At 48.6% G+C, this 10,235-nt stretch carries 7 protein-coding genes and 1 pseudogene; 2 read left to right on the forward strand and 6 right to left on the reverse strand.

All coding sequences use genetic code 11. The features are described 5' to 3' along the window. Positions 1–34 precede the first annotated feature (34 nt). Positions 35–215: pseudogene (locus ACJHYR_RS25865) on the forward strand (ISL3 family transposase); the annotation flags it as partial. 835 nt (positions 216–1,050) lie between these two features. Here the strand turns inward: ACJHYR_RS25865 and ACJHYR_RS25870 are convergent. The 6 genes from ACJHYR_RS25870 to ACJHYR_RS25895 all read right to left on the reverse strand — a co-directional run bounded on the left by ACJHYR_RS25870 (position 1,051) and on the right by ACJHYR_RS25895 (position 8,167). Continuing rightward, on the reverse strand, positions 1,051–2,013 hold the full coding sequence (locus ACJHYR_RS25870) for a carbamate kinase family protein (protein WP_000661609.1): 963 nt from the start codon (positions 2,011–2,013) through the stop codon (positions 1,051–1,053). 26 nt (positions 2,014–2,039) lie between these two features. Continuing rightward, a complete protein-coding gene (locus tag ACJHYR_RS25875) occupies positions 2,040–3,590 on the reverse strand; it encodes a hypothetical protein (protein ID WP_001084509.1) in 1,551 nt (516 codons plus the stop codon). Positions 3,591–3,702: 112 nt separating this feature from the next. After that, positions 3,703–5,121 carry a DUF1116 domain-containing protein gene (locus ACJHYR_RS25880; RefSeq protein WP_000084168.1) on the reverse strand — a complete coding sequence of 473 codons (1,419 nt, stop codon included), beginning with the start codon at positions 5,119–5,121 and terminating at the stop codon, positions 3,703–3,705. Continuing rightward, complete coding sequence (gene fdrA, locus ACJHYR_RS25885; RefSeq protein WP_000027750.1) at positions 5,121–6,668, reverse strand: acyl-CoA synthetase FdrA; 1,548 nt, start codon at positions 6,666–6,668, stop codon at positions 5,121–5,123. Before fdrA ends, ACJHYR_RS25880 begins: the two co-directional genes overlap by 1 nt. Beyond that, the gene (locus ACJHYR_RS25890) at positions 6,628–7,476 is read right to left on the reverse strand and encodes a DUF2877 domain-containing protein (protein WP_000531854.1); all 849 of its coding nucleotides are present in this window, start codon (positions 7,474–7,476) and stop codon (positions 6,628–6,630) included. The genes fdrA and ACJHYR_RS25890 overlap by 41 nt, the downstream gene beginning before the upstream one ends. Positions 7,477–7,561: 85 nt before the next feature. Further along, positions 7,562–8,167 (reverse strand): ankyrin repeat domain-containing protein, encoded by a 606-nt coding sequence (locus tag ACJHYR_RS25895; RefSeq protein ID WP_000066154.1) that lies wholly within the window; start codon positions 8,165–8,167, stop codon positions 7,562–7,564. A gap of 387 nt (positions 8,168–8,554) precedes the next feature. Between ACJHYR_RS25895 and ACJHYR_RS25900 the strand changes: the two genes are divergently transcribed. Then, positions 8,555–9,484 carry a LysR substrate-binding domain-containing protein gene (locus ACJHYR_RS25900; protein ID WP_001084376.1) on the forward strand — a complete coding sequence of 310 codons (930 nt, stop codon included), beginning with the start codon at positions 8,555–8,557 and terminating at the stop codon, positions 9,482–9,484. The last annotated feature ends 751 nt before the right edge of the window (positions 9,485–10,235 follow it).

Consider the following 10,235-nt stretch of genomic DNA (forward strand, 5'->3'; position numbering starts at 1 on the left):
AGTGGTTAAAAGAGCAACGAGAAAGTGGTAACTTCGGCGCGTGGCTGCAAGGATGGCAGCTGATGCTGCGGCTATATGTGAGGCAATCAGCAGTCGCTGGAATAATGGGGGGTGTCGAAAGTCATGTAAATCGGCTAAAAATGCTGAAAGGCCAGATGTATGGTCGAGCCGGATTTGAACTACTCAGGCAGAGGGTCATGAGTCCACTGGCATGAAAATCTCCATCCAGGTTGCGGAAGAGCCACTTTTCATCCGTCGTTGACAGCTTGGGGGGTAGTGCATCTGTACCTCTAGGTCAAAGGAGGTATTCATATCCATATTAACGACTTGAATATGTTGACAGTACTGATTCAGATTAACGAAAAACGACCGAGCTTCTCTACTACGCACCTCACCTATCCAGAGGATTGATGAGTATCCGCATCGGCTACGACGGTGCGTAACGATGAGCTTTGAACAGGGCAAACTCTTTCATGACCCGGCCTTGGCAGTACATCAATCAGACCCTGTGACCTCTATTTGCAACTGACGTTTGTCGATAGTATTGATGATATGCTAGTGCAGGGTAAGAAATTACGAAATATGTTTAATCGGCAAGATTTTGAGTAACGCCTCAACATGCTCAATGAGTCATGTGGTCTGATGAGCATAAGGCTTTAGCCAGCTGATATAATCCCGAACTATGCCGTAGTTAGGGCAAAGAATGCGGTAGACGGGTAGGCGTAACTGAACTGGAAATACCAGTATTGTTCATTACGATAAGGTGCGAAGTGAAGCATCGTGAACGGCTTTAGCCTGTTTGCCACAAGAGTAATGACCGTTTTCAATCGGTTTTAGGTGGATGATGAGGGGGATTTTACTCAGTAGGGACGACGTCAAAGCCTATCCAGAGATAAATGGAAAAGATAGTATTCGAAATTGAGAACGGTTGGGGTTGGTTATCGTTCTGTTTTAGCAACTAAACAATAACTCCCCAACCGTTATCATTTCCAGCCCACGATAATCTGCAATGAACATTAAAAATTCACGGCGGCGGTCGCTTTCCTTAATTTACGTCTCCTCTTGGGAGTGGATAATATGGGTGCCTGTTTCGCCACGCAGTGCCGCGGACAGGCATTCAGGCGTGGTGATAATCACTCTTTTACCTCCACGTTCCAGGAACTCCAGACTGGCAAGAATCTTCGGTAACATACTCCCAGGCGGGAAGTGACCCTCCTGCATGTAACGGGCCATCGTTAGGACATCCACTGTATCCAGTGCATGCTGGTTGGGTTTCCCAAAATGAATACTCACTTTTTCCACGCCGGTGGTGATCACCAGAATGTCGGCGTGAATTTCGCGAGCCAGTAGCGCGCTAGAGAGATCTTTGTCGATAACCGCGTCCACGCTTTGGTAATCCCCTGCGTCAGTACGCACCACCGGAATGCCACCGCCGCCCGCGCCAATCACCACAAAGCCTTGCTGGATCAGAGTCTTAATGGCAGGTGCTTCGACAATACGTTTCGGTTCCGGCGAGGCGACCACGCGGCGATAGCCCCGTCCGGCATCTTCAACAAAACGCCAGTCAGGGTTTGCCTTTTGTAGTTCATCACGCTGGTTTTCACTAAAGAATGCACCGATGGGCTTGGTGGGATGGACAAACCCCGGATCGTTTTTATCCACTTCCACCTGAGTCACCACGGTGACGGCTTTTTTCTCGCCGTGAGGCGCCAGCCGGTTGTTCAGCGCCTGCTGGATCAGATAGCCAATGCCGCCTTGCGTATCCGCCACACAGTTCGCCAGCGGCGTTAAGGGGAGCCCTTCGCGCTCGTGGGCTATCTCCGCGCGGCGTAAATCCAGACCGACCTGCGGCCCGTTGCCGTGGGTCAGCACAATGTCGTAATCGGAAGCCAGCATTTCCAGAACCGTATCGGCGACGGCCTTCACCGCCTCCGCCTGATGCTCAATCGACTGGCTGGCGTTATCTTTGATAATGCTGTTGCCACCAATGGCAACGACCACAAGTTCTTTCATAGAATTATCTTCCGTTTGCAGGCTATTCAGGTCGTTTTAGTCTCTTCCTGCTCAGACGCAGCCACTGTTTCACGGCTATCAATAACATGCTTGAGGGCAAACATAGCAAGCATCATCAGGTAGGCCACAACAAACACAATCGAGCTGCCTTCCGCAAAGCCAACCGCTGGGGAGTGAATCACGCCAAACAGCGATAACAGTGCTCCAAAGGATGCAGCTATCGCCCCGCGCAGCGGCTTATTCATAATGGCAAAGATAGCAATGCATCCCCACAGCATGCTGGCCAGCGGTGCACCGCTTCCCAGATGCATCAGTCCATCGTAATAGACGCCTTTGCTGTGCAACAGGTCGCTACCAAGTTTCTCAGCGGATGTTCCGGCTGCGCCCATCACGCTGTTAACGATGGTCAATGCCCAGTTGGCGACCCATGGGAACAGACAGATGAAAATGACGGGAACCTCGACTTTAGGAGTTTCTCGCACCACCTGATTGGCGGTTACCACACCGATAAAAACCAGAATTGGCACTATAGCAGTCATGGGAATAATGGCGAGCATAAACGCGCCCAACCCAAACAATGGCACCAGAAACATAGTGATGCCTGATGCGAGGGTATAGCAGATACTAGCGCCCATAGCTTTCCAGCCTGCATGCCCAACATATACGGTTACCGGGAACGGATTACCCAGCATGCAACCGAGCATGGAGGCAAAGCCGTTCGCCATCATGACCTTACGGGTGTTGTATTCATCACCAGCCGCGTGCGCACTTTCAATGTTCTCGAGGTCAAAAATGTAGTTAGCCAGGCCCAAAGGAACTGCAGAAGCCAGATATGGCAGAGCGTGCGGCAAACCTTGCAGGAAGCTCCTTACATGAATTTCCGGCGGGTTGAAGCCGAAGGAAGACATCGACGCTTTAATGTCTTCCGGGCTTTGTAAACCGGATATCCACGCTAGGGACGTACCAGCAATCAGCAACAGCAAACCGGTAGGAATATGGGGAAAAATCGGCTTCTTACCGAACCAGTTAATGAAGATCAATAACAGGACGATGAAAGAAACTGTCGGCGCTTCGAACGCTTGCAGCATCGGGTTCATTGCCAGCAGTAATAACCCCAGTCCGGACAGACAAGAAAGCAGCACTGTACGCGGGATCATCTTGCGGATAGTCTCACCCAGGAAGGATCCACCGACCAGGATCAACGCTTCGACAAAGCACCACACCAATCCTATCTGAATAGCAAAGTTGGCATCTTTGGTTTGCTGATAAACCGGCATCAGCACTAGGAATGTCACGGTAAAGATTGAGGGTGCGCTCGGTCCAGACGGCAGCGCCGTTACATCGCTACGACCGGTTTTCTTCACCATCTGTAGACCAAACCAGGAGTAGCAGACACTGGCCGCCAGCACTGCAAGACCAAAGGCAGGCGCAATGCGTCCATAGACAATTTCAGTAGGGATTCCGACGACAAAAATTAGCAGACCCATCATTGTCAGCAGGTTAGTCAGATTGTTGGTCATCAGTCCAAAGTAAGCCGCCCAGTCACCACGTTTCCATTCTAGTTTTATGCTGTTCATGGAATCTCCTTAACAGGTTAAGCATCGTTTGCGATCATGGAGATCGCCCAGCCCTGAAGGTAAACAACGTTTTCCGCTACTGTGGGGCTAACTGCGTTAGCCCCGGTTATTGTTATTGGCAGTAGTGGTCACGCCAGTTGAGGATCGCCTTTTCAAAACAAGTGAACGGCGGGTGAACAATTCCTGCGCCGATCATGCCGATCCCTGCGTCTTTGTGCGCAATGGCTGTGTTAATTACCGGCAGAATGCCTGTACTGCCTACACGCGTAATATCGATAGCGGTCGGTACGCCCATAAAACCAAGCAGGGGAATGGTGACGTTGGGGTTTTCTCCGAGAGTGATTTCTCTCATTTTACGTGAGAAATCAATAGCTTCATCAACTGTTCCGCCCACCAGTGACACAATAGCTGGTGCCGTCGCCATAGCGAAACCGCCAACGCCGTAGGTTTCGGTAATTGCACTATCACCGATATCACGTCCGGAATCCTCTAGCTTATAGCCCGCAAACATCGGCCCAATCACCTGCTGCGCCGGACCGGTAAACCACTGGCCCGGCAAACCGCTAATACGAAGACCGAACTCAACACCATTGCGTGCCATCGTTGTCACCACGGTGCTGTATTCAATGCCGTGCGCAGCGTCCATTGCGGCTTTACACATTGCCATCCATGTTGGTCCTGAGAAGTAATCACTACTGAGGACAAACTCGAACACCTCACGCTGCTGCTCAACAGGGTAGCCAGTCTGAATAATCCACGGCGTCAGCGTCTGAATCAGCAGCGCCGTCCCGGCGTTGTTGCGGTTATGGCACTCATCGCCCATATGCAGCGCCTGCGCTAACATCAAGTGCAGATCGATTTCGCCCGCCAGCTTCATAGCATCGCGCAACATAGGTCCCAGTACATCTCGCATCCAGTTAAGACGCTCTATAACGCTCTGGTCGTTAGCGCCCATACGCAGGATCTTTGCCATCTGCTCGCTCATATTGGTATATGCGCGGTTTCCATAGGTTTTGTTCTCGACGATGTGCATAAACATCGATGCAGACGTGACACCCGCCATTGAGCCGACACAGTCATGTTCGTGGCACGGAGAGAAGATGATTTCACCTGAAGCAGCTAGTTCGGCGGCATCATCCAGATCTTTCGCCAGTCCTTCAAATACCAGAGCCCCGGTTACTGCGCCCTTCATTGCGCCGCACATTTTTTCCCAGTGGATTGGCGGCCCGGCGTGAAGGATAGTGTTACGGGTCATACCCGGCACGACGTTGATCGCCTGATCATAGCCAATTAGCACAGGATGCGACTGGATAATGCGTTCCAGCGCCAGCTGATTAGCAGCTGCAATTTTGTCTGCCAGTGGTGAAGCGGCAATGTCGTCCAGTGCCGTTACCACTTGTATGTTTCCTTGGCCTGGCGGTGTCCAGTCAAGTTGGGTTACCGGTACATTCTGCTTTTTCATGTCATCGCTGAACATTTCGATACCGACATTAATAACGTTCAGCGGCTGATTAAACAGTGTCTGGCTCATCAGCCTTCCTCCCCTTTAAATATAAATTCACGTGCCAGTAATCCGGTGTTGGTGCTACTGCTTGCCCAAATAACCCCGGCATCGGTCAACATCTGACACTGTTTTTTCAGCGACGGTGTATCAAGGTCGGTTCCCAGCACATAGCCGAGGATCTCAAGCGGGCGACCGTCTGCGGCAGCAATTTCTTTGGCTTCAACAATTGTATCCAGCATCACTCCAACCGGATCTTCATGTGATCCAAATCCAAGAATGAAGTCCATCACGATCACGCCAACTTCAGGATCCTGTGCTTCCTGCAAGAGCCGGGTAATGCGATTGGTGGGATCGATCATCGGATGTGGTTTGCCGTTGGTAAAATAATCATCGCCGAAATCGAGGAAGGTATGCGCCACGCTACGGTTGAGATCTGTAAGGCGGAACGCCGGATTCGGGTGAATATTGCTATACACATCCGAGAGTTTTTCCATGGCAGTAAACATCGCTTCATCGCATAACGTGCCACCACAGAACAGGCCACGGATATACTTTTGTTGTGGAGTCAGACGGGAGCGAACCTCTTCAATCAGCTGCCAGTTGAGCGGATGCAAATCCAGACTCTCTTTTTTCACACCAGTCAACAGTACCGCTTTCAAGGCAGCCTCTTTAGTACCGCGGGCAAACTGTAGGCCTTCTTCATCCGCAGGGGTGGACTCACGTCCGAGGAAACACACCACCACAGGCTTGTGACAGGTGCGCGCACGTTCCAGCACCTTACGGGCTACCGCTGGTGCAGGAGGTTTGGATATAAGCGTAATGATCTCAGTTTGTGGATCGGCCTCCAGCATGCTAATCGCGTCAAGCATCATCAGGCCGCCAATTTTTTCACTCATATCGCGTCCACCTGTCCCAATCAGCTGGGAAATCCCGCCGCCAAATTCGTGAATGCGTACGCTCAGCTCCTGGCTACCCGTACCGGAGGCACCAATGATTCCGATGTTGCCGCGACGCACTGCATTGCCAAAACACAACGCTGCGCCGTTAATGATGGCGGTTCCACAATCAGGCCCCATCATCAACAACCCTTTTTCATGTGCCAGATGCTTGAGTTCCAGCTCGTCCTCAAGAGAGACGTTGTCAGAAAACAGCATAACATTGAGGTTATTTTGTAGTGCCTGACGAGCTTCACGAGCAGCAAACAGGCCATTGACAGAGATCACCGCCAGATTACTCTCTGGAGCATGCTTCTTCGCACTGGCAATCGTGGCATAGCGTGCTTCGTGCTGGCCTCCCTGTTCTTTATGCGCAAACAGCTCATCAATCGCTATTAGCGTCCGCTCGTTCGCCTCCTCGCTGGTACCTTTAATGACAATCATCAGATCGCCACTTTTCGCCTCTTCCAGCTCAGGGGTCAGCAGACCGAGATTCTTCAGCACCCCCTTATTCATCTCTGTCGCCATAGCAACAAATGCCTGCTCAACTCCATCAAGCTTATTTGCGCGCGTGGAGATAGACATCAGTGAAACAGAATCAAAATACGTGTTTTTTTTTACAACTATCCTGATTGACATAATTACCTCCGGACCTGTGGCTCAGGGCGCAGGCATCCGCCATGCCATACAGCATGTCGCATCCAGAACTTGAGCCTATATTTTTTATGTCAGTAACATATTGCGTAGAAATGGGTTGTGGCTCAGTAATAAATTGGTTCAGTAGCCGTCCGACTCTTTCCCGATAACGCTGATTAAATGCTTCCTCTAACGTTATTTTGCTGAGAAGCGTTATGTTATTTCCTGCAAGTTGTAATGCTGCTAAGAAATCGTATCTATACTTCCTTAGTGGATGTCCTTGAATAAATAAAATAGTGCTTAAACCTACTAAATAATCATCCGATGATGGCGTCAGCCCTATTCCAAGACCAATTAACTGGTTGACTGCCGCAGTGATGTTTTCTCCTGTACACAACGCCTTCAGCAAATTTTTTCGGCGGTTGAGTAATTGGCGAGAAATTTCCTGATAAAATGGATTGTCACCCTGGTACAGAAATAATGTGTCGTTGCTTCTTAGTTGTTGGCGGATAAACTCTTCCCAATGCTGCCAGCCGACTTTGGCAAGGCTTGCTGAATCAGATGTCCACCGTGGTATTCGCCACATCTGACAACCGGTTATTTCTATCCATTTATCATTTCCAACAGTTATTCCAGACCCGCTAAAATTGACCTGTTCACCGGGGTGAAAAAGGTCTTCATAATGTGTCAGTGCTAAACGACAACTGTTAGGTGCGTTATCACAATCCTCACTCAGTAACGTCAGCAGTCGCTGCTGTTCAGGTATTAACAGATTTACCGCATGGGAAAAAACCTGTTCAACCTGGCCCATTCCCCGAAAAGTGAGAAACGCGCAGTCTGCGGTTAGTGCCCGAAAAGATTGCCGTGATAATATAGCGATAATCGTGCTCCTGTTGTCAGGCTCCAGCCGAAATCAGCAACTCGGCAATTTTGTGGTAGCCTTTTTCTCGCGCCAGCTCCAGCGGGGTTTTACCGTATTTATCCGTCATGTGCGGGTTTGCGCCATGCTCAAGCAACAGTTTGACGATCTCCTGCTGCTTTTCACCGCCGTCATTCAGCACGATGGCCTCTAGGAGCGGCGTCCAGCCAACAAAATTAGTATGGTTGACATTGATATCAGTACGCATCAGCAATTCACGTACAATCTCGACATGGCCTTTTTCGCAGGCAGGTGTAATACCAACACCGCCAAAACGGGTTAGGCAATTAAGGTCGGGGTTAGCCGGTAATACCGTACGCAACAGTGTTAAATCATTATTCAGGCAGCCAATCAGGAAGGGATTAAAACAAGTTTGATCTTGTTTATTAATATCAGCACCTGCGGAAATCAATAAAGAAACGCAGTCATAATGTTTATTCAGACTGGCAATAATAATTGCAGTACGCCCCTCGCGGTTAGTCGCATTAATATCAACCTTTTTATCAAGGCATGATTTTAATCCATCGGAATTACCTTGTTCTGCCGCCAGCAGAAATTCTGTAATGAGTTCTTTATTGGACATAATCGATCTCCTGCTCTTTTTAAGATTTTACAAATATAACAAGCCAAGAATAGCAACAGAATGCATAGAGCACCATCCATTTAAAATTTACTCATCATTAGACCATGAATTATTGAAACAAAATTAACAATAATAAGAGAGTGTGATATAGTGCAATATTTCTATTATAGCTGGGGATATTTTAGCCATTAATTCGCAGTCATATAAATAAAGGTGGTCTGCAGCACGGATAGCTGCCTGTAATTAAAATTCAGATGTGTGATTTCCTTCAAATTAAATGTAAATACGGTGTTAGTTTTTTCAAAACTGATTGTCGGTTATAAGAATTACAAATACATTCAACAATCATCATGTTGTGTATGTGTATTGTCGCCAGAGGAAAGAAAGATGAATTCAATATTTACGGAAGAAAACTTACTGGCATTTACTATGGCTGCCCGCTATAGAAGTTTCAGCAAGGCGGCGAAGGAACTGGGCTTAACCACATCGGCAATTAGTTACACTATCAAGCGTATGGAAATGGGGCTTGACGTGGTGCTTTTTACCCGAACTACCCGTAGCATTGAGCTGACCGAGCCCGGGCACTACCTTTTTTGCAAAGCAACTGACCTGCTCAACGATTACCACTCCATCATACGTAGAGTTGATGCCATCGCTCAGGGAATTAAATCCCGGGTGCGCATTTGTATTAATCAACTGTTGTATACCCCTCAGCATACAGCTCGGCTTCTGCAAGTGCTCAGGGAACACTTTCCAACCTGCCAGATAGCTATTACTACAGAGGTGTATAATGGCGTCTGGGATTCACTCATTAATAACCAGGCTGATATCGCCATTGGCGCGCCCGATACGTTACTGGACGGTGGTGGAATTGATTACATTGAAATCGGCATGATTCGTTGGTTGTTCGCGATTTCTCCGGCTCATCCGCTGGCGTTTATTCCTGAGCCCATTTCTGAGAGTCAGTTACGTCTGTACCCGAACATCATGGTGGAAGACACTGCAAACACTATAAACAAAAAAGTCGGCTGGCTGTTACACGGGCAAGAGTCGATTCTGGTTCCCGACTTTAATACTAAGCTTCAGTGCCAGATCTTGGGGGAGGGAATCGGTTTTCTGCCAGACTATATGGTGCGTGAAGCGATGGAAAAGTCATTGCTGGTGACACGGCAGATCCACAACCCACGTCAGGATTCACGAATGCTGTTGGCAACCAGGCATTCGGCAAGCGGTCAAGTCACTCAGTGGATAAAAAGAGAATTTAGCTTACAAGGAATACTGACGGGGATTTATCAGGATTTGATGCATCGAGCGTGATGCACCGGATGGCAGTTTTACCTTTCGGTGCATCAATGAGATAAATGAAGGGCAATCAGTGAGATAAATAACGAATTGGAGTGGGTTACATGGGTTCTGGTGAACAGAAATGAAATTCTTTTTCTCTATGCGATAGACAAATCGGGAATTGAAATCATCCCTACAGGCAACTCAGAATCTGGGGGCTGAAAACGCTACGAACCATCAGATTTGGATAATATTCATCACCGTTTCGGCCTGATTGTATCCAATCTGGAAGAAAAGTTTCATGATTTTATGGGCGTTATCCTTATGGTGCTGGGCGACGAGAGTAATACTTCACGCCGGTTTTGTCGGATAATCCAGAAATATAGGGGCAAATCCAAACAGGAAAGTTAGGGGGAGGGACGCGTTTCCGGCACAACCAGCGTTACGTCACCCTGCATTGTTAGTTACGAAAAGCGTACCGGAAACGCGGAACATTCTTTTAACACATTACAGGCATTCGCACACATCTTTTTTCTTCTTTGTGCTCTGAACACTGCAGTGCTCAATTAATATTAGCCACGTTTTACAGTAAGAACGGTATCTGTTCTCTGATTCTTCCGGCGTCAACCCACAGTGTAATTATGAGGCCTGACGCTATTGTAATAATTCAGAAGGCACTGTTGCAAATAGTCGGTGGTGATAAACTTATCATCCCCTTTTGCTGATGGAGCTGCACATGAACCCATTCAAAGGCCGGCATTTTCAGCGTGACATCATTCTGTGG

It is taken from the genome of Escherichia sp. WS1450 (genome assembly GCF_046487395.1).
Taxonomy (GTDB): Bacteria; Pseudomonadota; Gammaproteobacteria; order Enterobacterales; family Enterobacteriaceae; genus Escherichia; species Escherichia coli.

What these genes read in the sequence shown, in the direction of transcription:
- ACJHYR_RS25870 (WP_000661609.1), bottom strand. Translation starts at nt 2,013, where the DNA reads ATGAAAGAACTTGTGGTCGTTGCCATTGGTGGCAACAGCATTATCAAA.
- ACJHYR_RS25875 (WP_001084509.1), bottom strand. Translation starts at nt 3,590, where the DNA reads ATGAACAGCATAAAACTAGAATGGAAACGTGGTGACTGGGCGGCTTAC.
- ACJHYR_RS25880 (WP_000084168.1), bottom strand. Translation starts at nt 5,121, where the DNA reads ATGAGCCAGACACTGTTTAATCAGCCGCTGAACGTTATTAATGTCGGT.
- fdrA (WP_000027750.1), bottom strand. Translation starts at nt 6,668, where the DNA reads ATGTCAATCAGGATAGTTGTAAAAAAAAACACGTATTTTGATTCTGTT.
- ACJHYR_RS25890 (WP_000531854.1), bottom strand. Translation starts at nt 7,476, where the DNA reads ATGGGCCAGGTTGAACAGGTTTTTTCCCATGCGGTAAATCTGTTAATA.
- ACJHYR_RS25895 (WP_000066154.1), bottom strand. Translation starts at nt 8,167, where the DNA reads ATGTCCAATAAAGAACTCATTACAGAATTTCTGCTGGCGGCAGAACAA.
- ACJHYR_RS25900 (WP_001084376.1), top strand. Translation starts at nt 8,555, where the DNA reads ATGAATTCAATATTTACGGAAGAAAACTTACTGGCATTTACTATGGCT.